The following is a 20871-nucleotide window of genomic DNA, read 5'->3' as shown; positions in this document are numbered from 1 at the left end:
TCACTGGTGTCGGGTTAACCCCCGACACCAGATTGTGCTAACTCCGACGGGAGCAAATCCGTGAAAGATTTATTAAAGTTTCTGAAAGCGCAGACTAAAACCGAAGAGTTTGATGCGATCAAAATTGCTCTGGCTTCGCCAGACATGATCCGTTCATGGTCTTTTGGTGAAGTTAAAAAGCCGGAAACCATCAACTACCGTACGTTCAAACCTGAGCGTGACGGCCTTTTCTGTGCGCGTATTTTCGGGCCAGTAAAAGACTACGAGTGCCTGTGCGGTAAGTACAAGCGCCTGAAACACCGTGGTGTGATCTGTGAGAAGTGCGGCGTTGAAGTGACCCAGACCAAAGTACGCCGTGAGCGTATGGGCCACATTGAGCTGGCGTCTCCAACTGCTCACATCTGGTTCCTGAAATCTCTGCCGTCCCGTATCGGCCTGCTGCTGGATATGCCGCTGCGCGATATCGAACGTGTTCTGTACTTCGAATCTTATGTTGTGATCGAAGGCGGGATGACGAATCTGGAACGTAACCAGATCCTGACCGAAGAACAGTATCTGGACGCGCTGGAAGAGTTCGGTGACGAATTCGACGCGAAGATGGGTGCGGAAGCTATCCAGGCCCTGCTGAAGAGCATGGATCTGGAGCAAGAGTGTGAAACTCTGCGCGAAGAGCTGAACGAAACCAACTCCGAAACCAAGCGTAAAAAGCTGACCAAGCGTATCAAACTGCTGGAAGCGTTCGTTCAGTCTGGTAACAAACCAGAGTGGATGATCCTGACCGTTCTGCCGGTTCTGCCGCCAGATCTGCGTCCGCTGGTTCCGCTGGATGGTGGTCGTTTCGCAACGTCGGATCTGAACGATCTGTACCGTCGCGTGATCAACCGTAACAACCGTCTGAAACGTCTGCTGGATCTGGCTGCGCCGGACATCATCGTACGCAACGAAAAACGTATGCTGCAGGAAGCGGTAGATGCCCTGCTGGATAACGGTCGTCGCGGTCGTGCGATCACCGGTTCTAACAAACGTCCTCTGAAATCTTTGGCCGACATGATCAAAGGTAAGCAGGGTCGTTTCCGTCAGAACCTGCTCGGTAAGCGTGTTGACTACTCCGGTCGTTCTGTAATCACCGTAGGTCCATACCTGCGTCTGCATCAGTGCGGTCTGCCGAAGAAAATGGCTCTGGAGCTGTTCAAACCGTTCATCTACGGCAAGCTGGAACTGCGTGGCCTGGCCACCACCATCAAAGCCGCTAAGAAAATGGTTGAGCGTGAAGAAGCTGTCGTTTGGGATATCCTGGACGAAGTGATCCGCGAACACCCGGTACTGCTGAACCGTGCACCAACTCTGCACCGTTTGGGTATCCAGGCATTTGAGCCAGTCCTGATCGAAGGTAAAGCGATCCAGCTGCACCCGCTGGTTTGTGCGGCCTATAACGCCGACTTCGATGGTGACCAGATGGCTGTTCACGTACCGCTGACGCTGGAAGCCCAGCTCGAAGCGCGTGCGCTGATGATGTCTACCAACAACATCCTGTCTCCAGCGAACGGTGAACCTATCATCGTTCCTTCTCAGGACGTTGTATTGGGTCTGTACTATATGACCCGTGACTGTGTTAACGCCAAAGGCGAAGGCATGGTGCTGACTGGCCCGAAAGAAGCTGAGCGTATTTATCGCGCTGGCCTGGCCTCTCTGCATGCGCGCGTTAAAGTGCGTATCACCGAATACGAAAAAGATGAAAACGGCGAATTCGTGGCGATTACCAGCCTGAAAGACACGACCGTTGGCCGTGCGATTCTGTGGATGATCGTACCGAAAGGTCTGCCTTTCTCCATCGTCAACCAGGCGCTGGGCAAGAAAGCGATCTCCAAAATGCTGAACACCTGTTACCGCATTCTGGGCCTGAAGCCGACCGTTATCTTCGCTGACCAGACAATGTACACCGGCTTTGCTTATGCAGCGCGTTCAGGTGCATCTGTTGGTATCGATGACATGGTCATCCCAGAGAAGAAACACGAGATCATCTCTGAAGCGGAAGCTGAAGTTGCTGAGATCCAGGAGCAGTTCCAGTCTGGTCTGGTAACCGCAGGCGAACGTTACAACAAAGTTATCGATATCTGGGCTGCGGCGAACGATCGTGTATCCAAAGCGATGATGGATAACCTGCAAACCGAAACCGTGATTAACCGTGACGGCGTAGAAGAGCAGCAGGTCTCCTTCAACAGCATCTACATGATGGCCGACTCCGGTGCGCGTGGTTCTGCGGCACAGATTCGTCAGCTGGCAGGTATGCGTGGTCTGATGGCGAAGCCAGATGGCTCCATCATCGAAACGCCAATCACCGCGAACTTCCGTGAAGGTCTGAACGTACTCCAGTACTTCATCTCCACGCACGGTGCGCGTAAAGGTCTGGCGGATACCGCATTGAAAACGGCGAACTCCGGTTATCTGACGCGTCGTCTGGTTGACGTTGCGCAGGATCTGGTCGTCACCGAAGACGATTGTGGCACCCTCGAAGGTATCACCATGACCCCGGTTATCGAGGGTGGTGATGTTAAAGAGCCGCTGCGCGATCGCGTACTGGGTCGTGTGACCGCGGAAGACATCCTGAAGCCGGGCACCGCAGACATTCTGGTTCCACGCAACACTCTGCTGCACGAACAGTGGTGTGACCTGCTGGAAGCGAACTCTGTTGACTCTGTGAAAGTGCGTTCCGTTGTATCCTGTGACACCGACTTTGGTGTGTGTGCGCACTGCTACGGTCGTGACCTGGCGCGTGGCCACATCATCAACAAAGGTGAGGCTATCGGCGTTATCGCAGCACAGTCCATCGGTGAGCCGGGCACACAGCTGACGATGCGTACGTTCCACATCGGTGGTGCGGCATCTCGTGCGGCTGCTGAATCCAGCATCCAGGTGAAAAACAAAGGTAGCATCAAGCTCAGCAACGCGAAGTCTGTTGTTAACTCCGCAGGCAAGCTGGTTGTGACTTCTCGTAACACCGAGCTGAAGCTGATCGACGAATTCGGTCGTACCAAAGAGAGCTATAAAGTGCCTTACGGTGCGGTTATGGCGAAAGGTGATGGCGAGCAGGTTGCCGGCGGCGAAACCGTAGCAAACTGGGATCCACACACCATGCCGGTTATCACCGAAGTAAGTGGTTTCATCCGCTTCACTGACATGATCGACGGCCAGACCATTACTCGTCAGACCGACGAGCTGACCGGTCTGTCTTCTCTGGTGGTTCTGGATTCTGCTGAACGTACTACCGGTGGTAAAGATCTGCGTCCTGCACTGAAAATCGTTGATGCTCAGGGTAACGACGTTCTGATCCCTGGCACCGATATGCCTGCGCAGTACTTCCTGCCGGGTAAAGCGATTGTACAGCTGGAAGATGGCGTACAGATCAGCTCTGGTGACACCCTGGCGCGTATTCCTCAGGAATCCGGCGGTACCAAGGACATCACCGGTGGTCTGCCACGCGTTGCGGACCTGTTCGAAGCACGTCGTCCGAAAGAGCCTGCTATCCTGGCTGAAATCAGCGGTATCATCTCCTTCGGTAAAGAGACCAAAGGTAAGCGCCGTCTGGTTATCACGCCAGTAGATGGCAGCGAGCCGTACGAAGAGATGATTCCTAAGTGGCGTCAGCTCAACGTGTTCGAAGGTGAACGCGTGGAACGTGGTGACGTGGTCTCCGATGGTCCAGAAGCGCCGCACGACATCCTGCGTCTGCGTGGTGTGCATGCTGTTACTCGTTACATTGTTAACGAAGTACAGGACGTATACCGTCTGCAGGGCGTTAAGATTAACGATAAGCACATCGAAGTTATCGTTCGTCAGATGCTGCGTAAAGCCACCATCGAAAACGCGGGCAGCTCCGACTTCCTGGAAGGCGAGCAGGTTGAATACTCACGCGTTAAGATCGCTAACCGCGATCTGGAAGCGAACGGCAAAATCGGTGCGACCTTTGCACGCGATCTGCTGGGTATCACCAAAGCGTCTCTGGCAACCGAGTCCTTCATCTCTGCTGCATCGTTCCAGGAAACCACTCGTGTCCTGACCGAAGCGGCTGTTGCAGGTAAACGTGATGAACTGCGCGGTCTGAAAGAGAACGTTATCGTGGGTCGTCTGATCCCGGCCGGTACCGGTTATGCGTACCACCAGGATCGTATGCGTCGTCGTGCAGCGGGTGAACTGCCAGCTGCACCGCAGGTGACTGCCGAAGATGCATCCGCGAGCCTTGCAGAACTGCTGAACGCAGGTCTGGGCGGTTCCGACAACGAGTAATCGTTGATGCCCGGTAGGTAAAATTACCGGGCATATGAATCACAGGTCGGGTAAGCGCAGCGCCACCCGACAATAAAAAACCCGCCTCGGCGGGTTTTTTTACGTCTGTATGTCTTCAATTCACTAACGGGATGCGTCGATAAAGCTCAATCATATCGCCCGCCAGATCCTGAATGACCATCGCGTTCATCAGGTGATCCTGAGAGTGAACGGTGATCAGGTTAACCGGAAGTTTCCCGGTCCCTTCGTCAAGACCGATGAGCTGCGTCTGGATAGTATGCGCATGTTTCACATATTCACGCGACTCTTCCATCGCTTTCTCGGCTTCGTCAAAGTCACCTTTTCGCGCCATCTGCAACGCTGTCAGGGCCGCACTGCGCGCCGCACCTGCATTGACCAGTAGCTCCATGATTGTAGTTTCTAAGTCTTCCATTATGACTCCAGAAGTTTGAGCGCTTTTTCCAGTACGGCATCACCTTTCATCATGCCGTAATCCATCATGTCGATAACCGCGACCTTTTTTCCGAGCGGATCGGCCTGCGCCTGGAGTTTTGCCTGTTCGTATTTAACCTGTGGCCCCAGTAATACGATATCAGCCGTCGCGATGTTATCTTTAAACTCCGCGACCGGAACGGCTTTAATGGTTACTTCGACTCCTTTTTTCTGCGCGGCATCTTTCATACGTTGAACCAGCATGCTGGTTGACATTCCCGCTGCACAGCATAAAACGATGTTCTTCATAGTCAGCCTCGATCTACATGTGTTTATTGATAATTATCCCGCGCAGACCGCTTCAACAACCGCTTTACCGCGATTGTGTGTCAGGCATCACAAAGAAATCGGCATTTTTCTGAAACCGGTTACAATTTTATACATGAAAGCATTCTGCCCGTCTTAACGGGCGGAATTTCAGGAAGGGTATTATCGGCTGGCCGTGCTTACGATGCGGTTTTTACCCTGTTGTTTAGCGGTATACAGCGCTTCATCTACGCTGCCGATAAATTGTTCCAGCGGTTCGAAGTGCCACTCTCCCACCCCCGCGCTGAAGGTTACTCGCAGGTTCTCTTCCCGCCAGGTCCGTTTTTCCACGGCGGTGCGCCAGGCTTCCAGTAGCGCGTGCGCGGAGTTCATCAGCTCGGCCGGGAAAATCACCCCGAACTCTTCCCCACCGTAGCGGTAAACGGAAACGTGGTGCGGCTGCATGATCTGAATACCTTCGCGCGCCACGCTGCGCAGAACAATATCCCCGCTCAGGTGGCCCCAGGTGTCGTTAATAGATTTGAAGTTATCGATATCGACCAGCGCCAGAACGAAGGGTTGATGAGCGGTCAGCAGCTCATCCACATCGTTGTCGAAAGCACGGCGGTTCTTGCAGCCTGTCAGCGCATCATGGGTGGCCTGACGGACATAGGCCAGCTCGCGTTCTTTATTGGTTCGAATGGTATGGCTGAGCATCGCCTCAAGACGTGGCGCCTGATTGACGTCTCCGGTTTTGATGGCGTTGATAATGTTCATCAGCACAGAACGCGAGGCATGGCGCAGATAGAGCCCGAACAGAATGATGATGATTGCCGCCAGCGCAAATCCCCAGCCGACGACGGTGGTTTCATGCCGGGTGATGACGGAAAGCGTGGCATCGGAGACCCGATAAATCACAAACCAGTCCGGATTGGTGAAAGAGTAGTAGTAATACCAGGTTTTACTTTTGGGGTCGAAAAGATGCCCTTCGCCGCTGGTCATTTTGTCCATCAGCGCTTCGCTTACGTACTGCTTAAAGAGCGCCCCCGTGTCCGGATGCAGCACAACGGCGCCGTCACGTTCCACGACAAAAAACTCACCCTGAACCGGTGCCACCATCTGGCGCAGGGTATACCCCATGGAGGTTAAATCAAGATGGAAAGCGAGCGTGCCCTTCAGACGGCCTTCCGGTGAAATGACCGGTTTATAGAGGGTGACCGTAGGATGTTGGGTGAAATAGTCCAGATAGGGGCGGGTATAGTGAGGAAAGTTGCTGGCTTCCGCTTGCCCGATAAACCATGGGCGTGTTCGTGCGTCGAACGACCTACTCTTCTCCGTTGGCAGTACTTCCGGCGCGCGCAGATGGTGCCCTTCGGTGTCCGCCAGAGAGATAGACGACACCGTCGGCATCAGGTTCTGCAAATGCATTAACATCTGCAAACCCTGTGCTGGATCGATATTTATCGTCTGATTCACTCTGTCGTCACGGGCGTAGTACATCGCAGCGCGACCAAGAATATAGTCGTTTTCTCGCAGAATGGATTCGGTATAGTTCACCGCCAGATTATGGGTGAAGTTACCATTAATTTTATGATAATCCTCAATAAAATCCTTCCGTTGTGAAAGGATGACCAGAATCGCGATTATCGCGAAACTGAACAGAATCCCCGCGAAGCTGACCATAATTGGTCGGGTGAAAGAGAGCTTTTTACTGTGGAGTGCCATGAGTTGTGCATCAATCCAGATGGTAGACGCGTTGCGTCTGTCGATATCCTCAGCATAGTCGCTGTCAGATTGCTGGTAGTAAATTATACAGAAAGCGATTTCCGACGGGTTGATTTATCTTAAGAGTAGATAAGAAACGACGTATTTATTTTATCAATTGAAATTTTGTTTAAGGGGCGGAGGGCAGGGCGAAACGAGGAAGAAGCATTTTCACCCTGGTCAGCGTCCGTTGCTGACGTGGTTAATCCTAATAAAACCGGGCAGATCTCCTCAATCGCCCGGCGTTGATCTTACGAGCCGTCTCGTAACCTTTCCGCATTGTTGCAGGCGGTTTCAGCGCAAATGCGAAGCTCTTCCCAGCCAGCTGTCCCAGTCTTTCCACACGGGCTGTAGCCCCTGTGCAGTCAGGGCTTCCGCCACCGCGTCGGGCCGTCGTCCGTCGTGCGGTGCAAACTGTTCCAGTTCCGGGCGATCGTCCGCGTAACCGCCCGGCTGCGTTTTGGAAAAGGCGCTGACGTTGTTGATCGCCAGAGGGATCGCGCGGTCGCGAAACGCGGGGGATTCACGCGTGGAGAGAGACAATTCCACTTCCGGCGCGAACAGGCGAAATGCGCACAGGGTTTGCACCAGCTGGCGCTCATCCATCAGCGAGGCGGGTTCAATGCCTCCCGTACACGGACGCAGCCGTGGGAATGAGATGGAATAGCGGCTTTGCCAGTAGTACTGCTGTAGCCACAGCAGATGCTCTGCCACCATATAGCAGTCAACCCGCCAGCTGTCGGACAGACCGATAAGCGCGCCCAGCCCAATTTTATCGATACCGGCGCGCCCCAGCCTGTCCGGCGTTTCCAGCCGGAAGATGAAATCCTGCTTCTTCCCTTTCAGGTGATGTCGGGCATAGGTCGCCTCATGGTAGGTTTCCTGATAAACCATTACGCCGTCCAGCCCGAGGGTTTTCAGTTCCGCATATTCCTCTTGCGACAGAGGCTGCACTTCCATTTGCAATGAGGCAAATTCGCGGCGGATGGCCGGAAGATGCTGGCGAAAATAGTCCATCCCCACCTTGCCCTGATGTTCACCCGTCACCAGTAAGAGATGTTCAAAACCCATCTCACGAATAGCCGCACACTCGCGGGCGATCTCATGCTCATCCAGCGTTTTACGCTTAATGCGGTTGCTCATTGAGAAGCCACAGTAGGTGCAGTCGTTGGCGCACAGATTAGAGAGATAAAGCGGCACGTAAAAGCTCACCGTGTTGCCAAAGCGCTGGCGGGTAAGGCGTTGCGCGCGCTGCGCCATCGGTTCAAGGTATGCGCTGGCTGCCGGAGAAAGCAGGGCCATCAAATCCTCGCGGGTCACATGCCGGGCTGTTAATGCCCGCTCTACGTCCGCAGAGGTTTTACTGTTGATGCGTAAGGCAATATCGTCCCAGTTAAGCTGACGCCAGCGATCGGTAAAGGTAGCCATCAGAGTGCCTCCAGAAAACCGGTCAGCGGGCTGGTGGCCTGCGCCTGAAAGCTGCGCGAGCCGGGGCCGGACTGTCGTGCCAGCAGACCGGACTCCACGGCAAGGCGGAACGCACGCGCCATCATCACCGGGTCGTCGGCCACCGCAATCGCGGTATTGACCAGCACCGCATCGGCCCCCATCTCCAGCGCCTGCGCGGCATGACTGGGTACGCCGATGCCCGCATCCACCACCACGGGCACGGTCGCCTGCTCGATGATGATCTCCAGCATCGCGCGGGTCTCCAGTCCCTGGTTGGAGCCAATGGGCGCCCCTAACGGCATCACGGCCGCGCAGCCGACCTCTTCCAGACGCTTACACAGCACGGGATCGGCACCACAGTAGGGCAGAACGGTGAATCCCTGCTGCACCAGCGTCTCTGCCGCTTTCAGGGTTTCGATCGGATCGGGCAACAGCCAGCGGGCGTCCGGATGAATTTCCAGCTTCAGCCAGCAGGTGCCGAGCGCTTCCCGGGCCAGATGCGCAGCGAAAATTGCTTCCTCGGCCGTTTTCGCACCGGAGGTATTGGGTAAGAGCGTCACGCCTGCCTCCAGTAACGGCGCAAGTATGGCATCGTTGTGCTGACGCAGATCCACACGCTTCATCGCCAGCGTCACCAGCTGGCTGCCGCTTTCACGAATAGCATCCACCATTAGCTGCGGGGAGGCGAATTTTCCGGTTCCGGTAAACAGATGTGAATCAAAGACTTTGTCGGCAATACGTAACATCTCAGCCCCCAGCGATAACCTGAAACAGCAGGATCTGGTCGCCTTCATTGACCTGCTGATGTTCCCACCGCTCGCGCGGCAGGATCTGTTGATTGAGCGCCAGCGCCGTTCCCGGCTTCATCTGGCGCAGCGTGTCGAGCAGGGCGGCAACGGTGAGATCGTCGTCGCACGTCATCGGCTCATCGTTAAACAGAATGCGCATCGCGGCCTCCGCATACCGGGCAGCGATTGGCGCGGTTTAACGCCAGATGGCGCCAGCCGCTGGAACGGGCGTCGAACAGCCGGAGCGTGTTGCGCTCTGTTTCCATGCCGCTGAGCAACTTGATGGCTTCCAGCGCCTGAAGGGTACCCATCACGCCCACCACCGGCCCAAGAATGCCAGCCGTGCGGCAGTTACGCTCCGGTTCAGCCTCGTCCGGCCACAGGCAGCGGTAGCAGCCCTGCGCCCACGGCGGCGTAAGCACCATTATCTGCCCGCCGAAACCGACCGCGCTGGCGGTGATCAGCGGCGTGTTCTGTGCAACACAGGCCGCATTAATGGCCTGACGCGTCGCCATATTGTCCGTGCAGTCCAGCACCACGTCGGCAAGGGCAACTTCGCGTTGCAGATCTTTTCCGCTCAGCCGCGTCTGGAGCGCCACCAGTTCAATATCGGGGTTAAGCTGGTTCAGCCGCTTGCGCGTAACCTGTGCTTTAGGCTGGTTAACATCTTCTGTCGTGAAGAGGATTTGCCGTTGCAGGTTGCTGAGGTGTACCTCATCGTCATCGGCCAGTACCAGCGTTCCCGCGCCCGCCCCGGCCAGATACAGCGCGGCGGGCGCGCCCAAGCCACCCAAACCGACAATCAGTACCCGGCTGGCGAGCAGCTTTTGCTGCCCGTCAATGGCGATATCCTCCAGCAGGATCTGGCGGCTGTAGCGCATAAAATCACGATCTTTCATCGCCTGCTCCTGCCAGTTGTAAAAGCCGTGCGGTGGCGGTCTGCCAGTCTGCGGCCTGGGTGATAGCGCTGACGACGGCGATACTGCCGACGCCGGTTTCCAGCACGGCGGGCGCACGTTCAAGGCTGATCCCGCCGATGGCGACGGTGGGGTAATCGGCAAGGCGCTTAACGTGCGCCGCCAGCTGAGCCAAACCCTGTGGGGCAGACGGCATCTGTTTGGTTTGCGTCGGGAAAACGTGCCCGAGGGCGATGTAGGAGGGGCGGGCCGCCAGCGCCACGTCGATCTCCATATCATCGTGGGTGGAAACGCCCAGCCGCAGACCGGCGTTACGGATTGCGTTGAGATCGGTCGTTTCCAGATCCTCCTGTCCCAGATGCACGCCATACGCCTGGTGTTTAACCGCCAGCCGCCAGTAGTCGTTGATAAACAGGCGGGCGTGGTAGCGACGTCCCAGCGCGATAGCGGCGGCCACATCGGCCTCCACCTCTTCGTCGCGTTTATCCTTGATGCGCAGCTGGAGGGTGCGAACGCCTGCCTCCAGCAAGCGCTCTATCCACGCCACGCTGTCCACCACCGGGTAAAGCCCTAAGCGGAAGGGGACAGGTGGGAAATCGGGCTGGTACATTACGCCTCCTCCTTTTTGAGGTAGATTTCGCCGCCTTTGGCGCGGAAGGTTTCGGACATGTCTGCCATGCCGACTTCAATGGTCTGCGCGGCGGCGTAGTCGCGTACCTCCTGGCTGATTTTCATCGAGCAGAACTTCGGCCCACACATGGAGCAGAAGTGCGCGACTTTGCCCGATTCCTGCGGCAGGGTTTCGTCGTGGTAGGCGCGGGCGGTGAACGGATCCAGCGCCAGGTTGAACTGGTCTTCCCAGCGGAATTCAAAGCGCGCTTTGGACATGGCGTTGTCGCGAATTTGCGCGCCCGGATGGCCTTTCGCCAGATCCGCCGCGTGGGCGGCAATTTTGTAGGTGATCAGCCCCTGCTTCACGTCCTCTTTGTTTGGCAGCCCGAGGTGCTCTTTCGGCGTCACGTAGCAGAGCATGGCGCAGCCGAACCAGCCGATCATCGCCGCGCCGATCCCGGAAGTGAAGTGGTCATAGCCCGGCGCAATATCGGTGGTCAACGGCCCCAGGGTGTAGAACGGTGCTTCGTGGCAGTGCTCCAGCTCCTCGGTCATGTTGCGGCGGATCATCTGCATCGGTACATGGCCCGGGCCTTCAATCATCACCTGCACATCGTACTCCCAGGCGATTTTGGTCAGCTCGCCCAGCGTGTGCAGCTCGGCAAACTGCGCCTCGTCGTTCGCGTCACGGATGGAGCCAGGACGCAGGCCGTCGCCCAGCGACAGAGAAACGTCATAAGCGGCGCAGATCTCGCAGATTTCGCGGAAGTGCTCGTAGAGGAAGTTTTCCTGATGATGGGAAAGGCACCATTTCGCCATAATCGAACCGCCGCGTGAGACGATACCGGTCAGACGCTTCGCGGTCATCGGCACGTAGCGCAGCAGTACGCCCGCGTGAATGGTGAAGTAGTCCACGCCCTGTTCCGCCTGCTCCAGCAGCGTGTCGCGGAACGCTTCCCAGGTGAGGTTTTCGGCGATGCCGTTGACCTTCTCCAGCGCCTGATAAATCGGGACGGTGCCAATCGGCACCGGGCTGTTACGCAGGATCCATTCGCGGGTTTCGTGAATGTAACGGCCGGTGGAGAGGTCCATCACCGTGTCCGCGCCCCAGCGCGTTGACCAGACCAGCTTTTCCACCTCTTCTTCGATGGAAGAGGTGACGGCAGAGTTGCCGATGTTGGCGTTGACCTTCACCAGGAAGTTGCGGCCGATAATCATCGGCTCGGATTCCGGGTGGTTGATGTTGGCGGGAATAATCGCGCGCCCGGCGGCTACTTCATCACGCACGAATTCCGGCGTGATGTTCTCCGGCAGGCGAGCGCCAAACCCTTCACCCGGATGCTGGTGGCGCAGCACTTCGCTGCGAATGCGCTCGCGGCCCATGTTTTCGCGGATGGCGATGAACTCCATCTCCGGCGTGACGATACCCTGTCGCGCGTAGTGCAACTGGGTTACGCATTTGCCCGCTTTAGCGCGTTTTGGCGTCAGCAGGCCAGTAAAGCGCAGCTCGTCCAGACCGTCGTCGGCCAGACGCGCGTTGGTGTACGCCGAGCTGCGCACGCTCAGTTCTTCGCAGTCGTTACGGGCGTCAATCCACGGCTGGCGAAGCTTTGCCAGACCCTGCTGCACGTTGATAGCAACATCAGGATCGCCGTACGGGCCGGAGGTGTCATACACCGGCACGGCTTCGTTGTCTTCAAACTGCGGGTGCTCTTTGCTGCCGCCGATAAGCGTCGGGCTGAGCTGGATTTCGCGCATCGGCACGCGGATATCGGCCTGTGAACCGGTGATGTAGATGCGCGTTGAGTTCGGGAAAGCGGTGCCTTCCAGGGTGTCGATGAAGCGTTGTGCGTGTTCGCGCTGTTCGCGGCGGGTCAGTTTTGTTGTAGACATAGCTCATTCCAGATGTGAAGGACATGGCTTGTCAGACGACGGATGAAGCAAGAGAAGATCGCCCGAAGGCGATACAACAGCAGTGTGACTCTTGTTCCCTTCGCAGGTATTAACCTGATCAGGTTCCGCGGATCCCGAATTAACGGTCTCAGCCCGTGCTTTCACACTGGGCACTCCGACAAGAAAAATCCCCCTCCGCAGAGGGGCGAATGGTTGTAAATTACTCGTTAACGATTAAGAACTCAAGCAGGGCGCGCAACGTTATCGCTGGTGCTGATAGTCAGGTTGTTGTCCAGCACGAGGGCGATGAGCTTGTCTTCCAGCGTGAATCGCTCTTCCAGTGCTTCGCCAAGGTCGGAAAGCGCCTGCTGAAACTCAAGATAGTTATCGTGATCGATAGCGTTCTCCAGCGTGGAATCGTAGTAGTCCATGATCTGCTGGGTGTTGGCTTCAAGCAACGGACAGAGTTTACTGGCCGCTAAATACGGCGTTGTCCCTTCCATTTCGCGGATAATGCGTTCATAAAGGTTGAAATGGCCGTCGGAGAGGTAGTCGACCAGGCTCTGACAAAAGTCGTCCAGCGCTTTTTCATTGAGTCGCATAAAGGATTCTTTGCCAGGCTTAAGACCAACCAGATTGTAATACGCCACGAGTAGATGCTTGCGCACAAGTAGCCAGCGATCCACCAGGGTGTTACTTCCTCCAACGCGCTCAGTCAGGCTTTCCAGCTGGTTTAACATGGTCGACTCCATAAGGTTTAGAATGGGATCTGCTTATCCAAAATGTAACCACAATGCTAACAACATGTCAGTGAAGCGAAGGTAGTGCAATAGATATGGATCGTATTATTGAAAAATCAGATCTGGGTTGGTGGATCGTCAGTCACGAACAAAAATTATGGCTGCCCGGTGGGGAGATACCCTACGGCGCGGCAGACATCTTCGATCTCGTCGGGCAACCTGCGCTGCGGATCGGCGAGTGGCAGGGCGATCCGGTATGGTTGATCCAACAGGCTCGTCGTCAGGATATGGGATCCGTTCGTCAGGTGTTGGATCTGGACGTCGGCCTGTTCCAGCTGGCGGGGCGCGGCGTGCAGCTGGCGGAGTTTTATCGCTCGCACAAATACTGCGGCTACTGCGGCCATACCATGCACCCGAGCAAAACCGAGTGGGCAATGCTCTGCGGCCACTGCCGTGAACGCTACTACCCGCAAATCGCACCGTGCATCATTGTCGCCATCCGCCGTGATGATTCCATCCTGCTGGCGCAGCATACCCGCCATCGCAACGGCATTCACACCGTCCTCGCCGGGTTCGTGGAAGTCGGCGAAACGCTGGAACAGGCGGTGGCGCGCGAGGTGATGGAGGAGAGCGGCATTAAGGTGAAAAACCTGCGCTATGTGACGTCGCAGCCGTGGCCGTTCCCGATGTCCCTGATGACCGCGTTTATGGCGGAATACGACAGCGGCGAGATTGTTATCGATCAGAAAGAGCTGCTGGAGGCGAACTGGTATCGCTACGACGATTTACCGCTGCTGCCCCCACCGGGAACGGTGGCGCGTCGCCTGATAGAAGATACCGTGGCAATGTGTCGGGCCGAGTATGAGTAGTGTTACACTGACGGACTGACGCAATAAGGAACTGCAAAATGACCGAACTGAAGAACGATCGTTATCTGCGTGCGCTGCTGCGCCAGCCCGTTGATGTCACCCCGGTGTGGATGATGCGCCAGGCGGGACGCTATCTGCCAGAGTACAAAGCCACGCGCGCGCAGGCAGGCGATTTTATGTCGCTGTGCAAAAACGCCGAGCTGGCCTGTGAAGTGACGCTCCAGCCGCTGCGCCGCTTCCCGCTCGATGCCGCCATTCTTTTTTCGGACATTCTCACCATTCCGGATGCGATGAGCCTTGGGCTCTATTTCGAAACCGGAGAAGGCCCGCGTTTTACCTCTCCGATCAAAAGCAAAGCCGACGTTGATAAGCTGCCGATCCCCGATCCTGAAGGCGAGCTGGGCTATGTGATGAACGCCGTGCGCACCATTCGCCGCGAACTGAAAGGCGACGTGCCGCTGATTGGCTTCTCCGGTAGTCCGTGGACGCTGGCCACCTACATGGTGGAAGGCGGCAGCAGCAAAGCCTTTACCGTCATCAAAAAGATGATGTACGCCGAGCCGCTGGCCCTGCATGCCCTGCTCGACAAGCTGGCGAAGAGCGTCACGCTCTATCTCAACGCGCAGATTAAAGCGGGCGCGCAGTCGGTGATGATTTTCGACACCTGGGGCGGCGTGCTGACCGGACGTGATTATCAGCAGTTCTCCCTGTACTACATGCACAAAATTGTCGATGGCCTGCTGCGTGAAAACGAAGGCCGTCGCGTGCCGGTGACGCTGTTTACCAAAGGCGGCGGTCAGTGGCTGGAAGCGATGGCGGCCACCGGCTGCGACGCGCTGGGCCTCGACTGGACCACCGATATTGCCGATGCGCGCCGTCGCGTGGGGGACAAAGTGGCGCTCCAGGGCAACATGGACCCGTCCATGCTCTATGCGCAGCCTGCCCGTATCGAAGAAGAAGTGTCGACTATACTGTCTGGTTTCGGCCAGGGCGAAGGCCACGTCTTCAACCTCGGTCACGGTATTCATCAGGATGTACCGCCAGAACACGCTGGCGTATTTGTGGAGGCGGTGCATCGGCTTTCTGCCCAGTATCATAAGTAAGGAGTGGTTATGGATCTCGCGTCGCTACGCGCTCAGCAAATCGAACTGGCTTCATCAGTGATCCGCGAGGATCGTCTGGATACGGACCCTCCGCGGTACATTGGCGGGGCGGACGTCGGGTTTGAGCAGGGCGGTGAAGTGACGCGAGCGGCGATGGTGGTGTTGAAATACCCTTCGCTGGAGCTGGTGGAGTACAAGGTGGCGCGTATCGCCACCACCATGCCCTATATCCCCGGCTTTCTCTCCTTTCGCGAATATCCCGCGCTGCTGGCCGCGTGGGAGCAACTCTCGCAAAAACCCGATCTACTGTTTGTTGATGGGCATGGTATCTCCCATCCGCGTCGCTTAGGTGTCGCCAGCCACTTTGGTCTGCTGGTGGACGTGCCGACCATCGGCGTAGCGAAAAAACGCCTGTGCGGCGCGTTTGAGCCGCTCTCTGCCGAACCGGGCGCACTGGCGCCGCTTATCCATAAAGGCGAGCAGCTGGCGTGGGTCTGGCGCAGTAAAGCGCGCTGCAACCCGTTGTTTATCGCCACCGGGCATCGGGTCAGCATGGACAGCGCACTGGCGTGGGTGCAACGCTGTATGAAGGGCTACCGTTTACCGGAGCCAACCCGCTGGGCTGACGCCGTGGCCTCTTCACGTCCGGCATTCATTCGTTGGCAGGAAATTCAGCCGTGATTCAGGTAAACTGCGGCTAATTTTCGATTCGAGACATCATCATGTTACAAAACCCGATTCATCTGCGCCTTGAGAAGCTGGAAAGCTGGCAGCACGTGACGTTTATGGCTTGCCTGTGCGAGCGCATGTATCCCAACTATGCCGCGTTCTGCAAGCAGACGGCGTTTGGCGAAGGCCAGATTTATCGTCGTATCCTGGATTTAATCTGGGAGACGCTGACGGTCAAAGATGCGAAGGTAAATTTTGACTCTCAGCTCGAAAAGCTGGAAGAGGCTATTCCGGCTGCGGATGATTTCGACCTGTATGGCGTCTACCCGGCTATCGATGCCTGTGTGGCGTTGAGCGAGCTGATCCACTCCCGTCTGAGCGGTGAAACCCTGGAGCACGCCATTGAAGTCAGTAAGGCATCCATCACCACCGTCGCGATGCTGGAAATGACCCAGGAAGGCCGTGAAATGACCGACGAAGAGCTGCGTGCTAACCCGGCGGTTGAACAGGAATGGGATATTCAGTGGGAAATTTTCCGTCTGCTGGCGGAGTGTGAAGAACGTGATATTGAGCTGATCAAAGGGCTTCGCGCGGACCTGCGCGAGGCCGGTGAGAGCAATATTGGTATAATTTTTAACCAATGAGACAACAAAACGTGATTTAACGCCTGTTTTGTCACTCCTCGACTCTTCCCTTTCGCCCCCCGTCTGGTCTACATTTGGGGGGCGAAAAAAAGTGGCTATCGGTGCGTGTATGCAGGAGAGTGCTTTTTTGGCATTTTCGTCGCACTCGATGCTTAGCAAGCGATAAACACATTGAAAGGATAACTTATGAACAAGACTCAACTGATTGATGTAATTGCGGACAAGGCTGATCTGTCTAAAGTGCAGGCTAAAGCTGCTCTGGAATCTACCCTGGCTGCTATTACTGAGTCTCTGAAAGAAGGCGATGCTGTACAACTGGTTGGTTTCGGTACCTTCAAAGTGAACCACCGCGCTGAGCGTACTGGCCGCAACCCGCAGACCGGTAAAGAAATCAAAATCGCCGCAGCTAACGTGCCGGCATTTGTTTCTGGTAAAGCACTGAAAGACGCAGTTAAGTAAGACGCGTGGCAGTGAACAGTTTTAACGAAGGGGCGGCAACGCCCCTTTTGTCATTCTGGCGTGGAACGCTCGCGCTGGCAGGCGTACTGTTGCTGTCTGCCTGTAGCCATGATTCCTCACTCCCCCCGTTTACCGCCAGCGGCTATGCTGACAACCAGGGTGCGGTCAGGATCTGGCGCAAAGATTCCAGCGATGAAGTCCATATGCTCACCGCATTCAGCCCGTGGCATAACGGCAATACCTCGACCGCAGAATACCGCTGGCAGGGCGATGCGCTGTCGCTCATTGAACTGAATATCTACAGTAAGACTCCCGAACACGTGAAGGTGCGTTTTGACGACCAAGGCGAGCTGAGCTTTATGCAGCATGAGGTCAGTGGACTGAAACAGCAGCTTTCCAGCGATCAGGTCGCGCTCTACCGCTACCGTGCTGAACAACTTCGCCAGACCAGCGATGCGCTGCGTCAGGGCCGCGTGGTGCTGCGCCAGGGGCGCTGGCATGCCGACGGCACGGTGACCACCTGCGAAGGGCAGACAGTGAAGCCTGAGCTTGAATCCTGGGCAACCGAACACATTCAGCGTCGTCAGCGGCATTCATCTGTGGAGGTGAGTGTGGCATGGCTGGAAGCGCCGGAAGGCTCTCAGCTGTTGCTGGTGGCGAACGAAGATTTCTGCACCTGGCAGCCGACAGAAAAGAGTTTTTGATTTAAGTCCCCTCTCCCTTGAGGGAGAGGGTTAGGGTGAGGGGGAAATTACTCCCCCTGCTCCCGCGCAATGGCACGATAGCCGATATCCTGGCGGCTGAAGCTGCCGTTCCAGTGAATATCCGCCATCAACGCATAGGCGCGCTTCTGCGCCTCTGCCACGGTATGACCCAGCGCGGTCGCACACAGCACGCGTCCACCATTAGTGAGCACGCGGTCATCGTCAGAGAGCTTTGTACCGGCGTGGAACACCTTCGCACCGTCAATCTCTTCCAGCGGCAGGCCGTGGATCTCATCCCCGGTGTTGTAGCTACCCGGATACCCACCCGCAGCAATCACCACACCTAAAGAGGCACGCTCGTCCCACTCGGAAGTTTTCTCATTCAGCTTGCCTTCGCACGCCGCCAGACACAGATCAACCAGATCGGACTTCATGCGCAGCATGATCGGCTGAGTTTCCGGATCGCCGAAGCGGCAGTTGAATTCAATCACCTTCGGGTTACCCTGCTTGTCGATCATCAGGCCTGCGTAGAGGAAACCGGTGTAGGTATTGCCTTCCGCCGCCATCCCTTTCACGGTTGGCCAGATGATGCGGTCCATGGTGCGCTGGTGTACTTCGTCAGTGACCACCGGAGCAGGGGAGTAAGCACCCATCCCGCCGGTGTTTGGACCCGTGTCGGCATTGCCTACGCGCTTGTGATCCTGGCTGGTGGCCATCGGCAGGACGTGCTCACCGTCAACCATCACGATAAAGCTCGCTTCTTCGCCGTCGAGGAACTCTTCAATCACGATGCGGTGGCCCGCATCGCCAAAGGCGTTACCCGCCAGCATATCCTGCACAGCGGCTTCCGCTTCTTCAAGGGTCATCGCCACGATAACGCCTTTCCCGGCAGCCAGACCGTCGGCTTTAATCACAATCGGCGCGCCTTTTTCACGCAGGTAAGCCAGAGCAGGCTCTACCTCGGTGAAGTTCTGATATTCCGCCGTCGGGATGTTATGACGCGCGAGGAAATCTTTGGTGAAGGCTTTTGAACCTTCCAGCTGTGCGGCACCTTCCGTTGGGCCGAAAATTTTCAGGCCCGCGGCGCGGAAGGCATCTACAACGCCGATCACCAGCGGCGCTTCCGGGCCCACAATCGTCAGATCGATATTCTCGTTCCGGGCAAAGCTCAGCAGCGCCGGGATATCGGTTACGCCGATGGCGACGTTCTGTAGCGCGGGCTCCAGTGCGGTACCGGCGTTACCCGGTGCCACAAAGACGGTTTCAACCTGCGGAGACTGCGCTGCTTTCCACGCCAAAGCGTGCTCGCGCCCGCCATTACCAATCACTAATACTTTCATTTTCTGCTCCGGAAATTAATGGCGGAAGTGGCGCATGTCGGTAAAGATCATTGCGATGCCGTGTTCGTCGGCAGCGGCAATCACTTCGTCATCACGGATTGAACCGCCAGGCTGGATCACACAGGTGATGCCCACAGCAGCGGCCGCATCGATACCGTCGCGGAACGGGAAGAAGGCGTCAGAGGCCATGGCGGAACCTTTGACTTCCAGACCTTCGTCACCTGCTTTAATACCCGCGATTTTCGCAGAGTAAACGCGGCTCATCTGGCCTGCGCCTATCCCGATGGTCATGTTCTCTTTGGCGTAAACAATGGCGTTAGACTTCACGAACTTCGCCACTTTCCAGCAGAACAGCGCGTCGCGCAGCTCCTGTTCGGTCGGCTGACGTTTGGTCACCACGCGCAGGTCGGCTTCTGTCACCATACCCAAATCGCGATCCTGAACCAGCAGACCGCCGTTCACGCGCTTGAAGTCCAGGCCCGGCACGCGCTCTGCCCACTGGCCGCAAACCAGCACGCGCACGTTCTGTTTCGCCGCGGTGATTTTCAGCGCTTCTTCGGATGCGGATGGCGCGATGATCACTTCGACAAACTGACGGGAGATGATGGCCTGCGCGGTTTCCGCATCCAGCTCGCGGTTGAAGGCGATAATGCCGCCGAACGCGGAGGTCGGGTCGGTTTTGTAGGCGCGATCGTAGGCATCCATAATGGAGGTGCTTACTGCGACGCCGCATGGGTTGGCGTGCTTGACGATAACGCAGGCCGGCTCGCTGAACTCTTTCACGCATTCCAGCGCGGCGTCGGTATCGGCAATGTTGTTATAAGAGAGGGCTTTGCCCTGTACCTGCTGAGCAGTCGCAACAGAGGCTTCTTTCACCTCTTCTTCTATATAGAAGGCTGCCTGCTGGTGGCTGTTCTCGCCGTAGCGCATATCCTGCTTCTTAATGAAGTTCAGGTTCAGGGTGCGCGGGAAGCGACCAGATGGATCTTTGCTTTCACCGTGGTAGGCAGGAACCAGGCTACCGAAGTAGTTGGCGATCATGCTGTCGTACGCGGCGGTGTGTTCGAAGGCTTTGATGGCGAGGTCGAAACGCGTATCAAGCGTCAGGGACCCTTCGTTGGCGTCCATCTCATTAATAATGGCGCTGTAGTCGCTGCTCTTCACTACGATGGCCACATCTTTATGGTTCTTGGCTGCGGAGCGCACCATGGTCGGGCCGCCGATATCAATGTTCTCTACGGCATCTTCCAGAGAACAGCCTTCGCGGGCGACGGTCTGGGCGAAGGGATAGAGGTTAACGACAACCATGTCGATGGGGGCAATATTGTGCTGCTCCATAATGCCGTCGTCCTGACCGCGACGACCCAGAATGCCGCCGTGCACTTTCGGGTGCAGGGTTTTGACGCGTCCATCCATCATTTCCGGGAAACCGGTGTAGTCGGACACTTCGGATACCGGCAGACCTTTCTCTGCTAACAGGCGAGCGGTACCGCCTGTAGAAAGCAGCTCCACACCGCGTGCGGAAAGTGCCTGAGCGAATTCGATGATACCGGCTTTATCAGAAACACTGAGCAGAGCGCGGCGGACTGGACGACGTTGTTGCATGGTAAATCCCCTGGATTTCACGATTACAGAGAGCGTTAGATGAATTTTCCAGCGAAAAACTCATCTAACACACCTGACGAGGCCTCCTTGTTAAGCGCGAGCATTTTAACGAAAACGTTTGCGCAACGCTCGCATATTTTCACTTTTTCGAAGCGCTGTGGATAACTCTGTGCGTAAAATGGTATAAGGCGGGGTTTTGCTGGGGAATGCAGCAGTCAGTCATTTTTCTGTCATTTAGCGGTTGCGGCCTGCGGAGAACTCCCTATAATGCGCCTCCATCGACACGGCGGATG

General features: G+C 56.5%; 19 protein-coding genes and 1 riboswitch. Of the genes, 7 read left to right on the top strand and 12 right to left on the bottom strand.

Annotated features, from left to right (window positions below; translation table 11 throughout):
- Positions 1-60: 60 nt before the first annotated feature.
- On the top strand, positions 61-4284 hold the full coding sequence (gene rpoC / locus IPZ49_RS08295; protein WP_023299069.1) for a DNA-directed RNA polymerase subunit beta': 4224 nt from the start codon (positions 61-63) through the stop codon (positions 4282-4284).
- Positions 4285-4399: 115 nt separating this feature from the next.
- Here rpoC and IPZ49_RS08290 read toward each other — a convergent pair whose 3' ends face one another.
- From IPZ49_RS08290 to IPZ49_RS08245, 10 genes are all read right to left on the bottom strand, one after another.
- The gene (locus IPZ49_RS08290) at positions 4400-4717 is read right to left on the bottom strand and encodes a PTS lactose/cellobiose transporter subunit IIA (protein WP_003862327.1); all 318 of its coding nucleotides are present in this window, start codon (positions 4715-4717) and stop codon (positions 4400-4402) included.
- Positions 4717-5025, bottom strand: coding sequence for a PTS sugar transporter subunit IIB (locus tag IPZ49_RS08285; RefSeq protein WP_010425948.1), 309 nt, complete (start codon positions 5023-5025; stop codon positions 4717-4719). The genes IPZ49_RS08290 and IPZ49_RS08285 overlap by 1 nt, the downstream gene beginning before the upstream one ends.
- Positions 5026-5205: 180 nt before the next feature.
- Positions 5206-6747: a sensor domain-containing diguanylate cyclase gene (locus IPZ49_RS08280; protein WP_063146984.1), complete on the bottom strand. Its 1542-nt coding sequence runs from the start codon at positions 6745-6747 to the stop codon at positions 5206-5208.
- 333 nt (positions 6748-7080) lie between these two features.
- Positions 7081-8214 (bottom strand): 2-iminoacetate synthase ThiH, encoded by a 1134-nt coding sequence (gene thiH / locus IPZ49_RS08275; RefSeq protein ID WP_022646704.1) that lies wholly within the window; start codon positions 8212-8214, stop codon positions 7081-7083.
- Positions 8214-8981, bottom strand: a complete 768-nt coding sequence (thiG, locus tag IPZ49_RS08270; protein ID WP_023299071.1) for a thiazole synthase — start codon at positions 8979-8981, stop codon at positions 8214-8216. Before thiG ends, thiH begins: the two co-directional genes overlap by 1 nt.
- A 1-nt stretch (position 8982) precedes the next feature.
- Positions 8983-9183, bottom strand: coding sequence for a sulfur carrier protein ThiS (gene thiS / locus IPZ49_RS08265; RefSeq protein ID WP_023305244.1), 201 nt, complete (start codon positions 9181-9183; stop codon positions 8983-8985).
- Entirely contained in the window at positions 9167-9922 is a 756-nt protein-coding gene (gene thiF, locus IPZ49_RS08260; protein WP_046620949.1) for a thiazole biosynthesis adenylyltransferase ThiF, read from the bottom strand. The genes thiS and thiF overlap by 17 nt, the downstream gene beginning before the upstream one ends.
- Positions 9909-10550, bottom strand: coding sequence for a thiamine phosphate synthase (thiE, locus tag IPZ49_RS08255; protein WP_063146983.1), 642 nt, complete (start codon positions 10548-10550; stop codon positions 9909-9911). The genes thiF and thiE overlap by 14 nt, the downstream gene beginning before the upstream one ends.
- Positions 10550-12445 (bottom strand): phosphomethylpyrimidine synthase ThiC, encoded by a 1896-nt coding sequence (thiC, locus tag IPZ49_RS08250; protein WP_023299074.1) that lies wholly within the window; start codon positions 12443-12445, stop codon positions 10550-10552. Before thiC ends, thiE begins: the two co-directional genes overlap by 1 nt.
- A 78-nt stretch (positions 12446-12523) precedes the next feature.
- Positions 12524-12633, bottom strand: a riboswitch (TPP riboswitch).
- Positions 12634-12687: 54 nt separating this feature from the next.
- Entirely contained in the window at positions 12688-13185 is a 498-nt protein-coding gene (locus IPZ49_RS08245) for an Rsd/AlgQ family anti-sigma factor (protein ID WP_063146982.1), read from the bottom strand.
- Between the two features lie 95 nt (positions 13186-13280).
- On the opposite strand from IPZ49_RS08245, the gene nudC reads away from it, so the two are divergent.
- The 6 genes from nudC to IPZ49_RS08215 all read left to right on the top strand — a co-directional run bounded on the left by nudC (position 13281) and on the right by IPZ49_RS08215 (position 17633).
- Positions 13281-14054: an NAD(+) diphosphatase gene (nudC, locus tag IPZ49_RS08240; protein ID WP_047052401.1), complete on the top strand. Its 774-nt coding sequence runs from the start codon at positions 13281-13283 to the stop codon at positions 14052-14054.
- A gap of 38 nt (positions 14055-14092) precedes the next feature.
- Positions 14093-15157, top strand: coding sequence for a uroporphyrinogen decarboxylase (gene hemE, locus IPZ49_RS08235; RefSeq protein ID WP_193762838.1), 1065 nt, complete (start codon positions 14093-14095; stop codon positions 15155-15157).
- Positions 15158-15166: 9 nt separating this feature from the next.
- Positions 15167-15838 carry a deoxyribonuclease V gene (gene nfi / locus IPZ49_RS08230; protein WP_003862312.1) on the top strand — a complete coding sequence of 224 codons (672 nt, stop codon included), beginning with the start codon at positions 15167-15169 and terminating at the stop codon, positions 15836-15838.
- A gap of 41 nt (positions 15839-15879) precedes the next feature.
- On the top strand, positions 15880-16470 hold the full coding sequence (locus IPZ49_RS08225) for a YjaG family protein (protein ID WP_003862310.1): 591 nt from the start codon (positions 15880-15882) through the stop codon (positions 16468-16470).
- A gap of 186 nt (positions 16471-16656) precedes the next feature.
- On the top strand, positions 16657-16929 hold the full coding sequence (hupA, locus tag IPZ49_RS08220) for a nucleoid-associated protein HU-alpha (protein ID WP_002445246.1): 273 nt from the start codon (positions 16657-16659) through the stop codon (positions 16927-16929).
- 11 nt (positions 16930-16940) lie between these two features.
- Positions 16941-17633, top strand: a complete 693-nt coding sequence (locus tag IPZ49_RS08215; protein WP_063146981.1) for a DUF1481 domain-containing protein — start codon at positions 16941-16943, stop codon at positions 17631-17633.
- A gap of 47 nt (positions 17634-17680) precedes the next feature.
- Here the strand turns inward: IPZ49_RS08215 and purD are convergent, their stop codons facing one another.
- Both purD and purH read right to left on the bottom strand, forming a co-directional pair.
- Positions 17681-18973, bottom strand: coding sequence for a phosphoribosylamine--glycine ligase (gene purD / locus IPZ49_RS08210; RefSeq protein WP_022646714.1), 1293 nt, complete (start codon positions 18971-18973; stop codon positions 17681-17683).
- Between the two features lie 15 nt (positions 18974-18988).
- Positions 18989-20578, bottom strand: coding sequence for a bifunctional phosphoribosylaminoimidazolecarboxamide formyltransferase/IMP cyclohydrolase (gene purH / locus IPZ49_RS08205; RefSeq protein ID WP_063146980.1), 1590 nt, complete (start codon positions 20576-20578; stop codon positions 18989-18991).
- Positions 20579-20871: the final 293 nt, after the last annotated feature.

The organism is Enterobacter cloacae complex sp. S2 (genome assembly GCF_015159675.1).
Classification (GTDB): Bacteria; Pseudomonadota; Gammaproteobacteria; order Enterobacterales; family Enterobacteriaceae; genus Enterobacter; species Enterobacter intestinihominis.
Note: the sequence above shows the minus strand (reverse complement) of the source record. Positions and strands in the feature narration are given on the sequence as shown.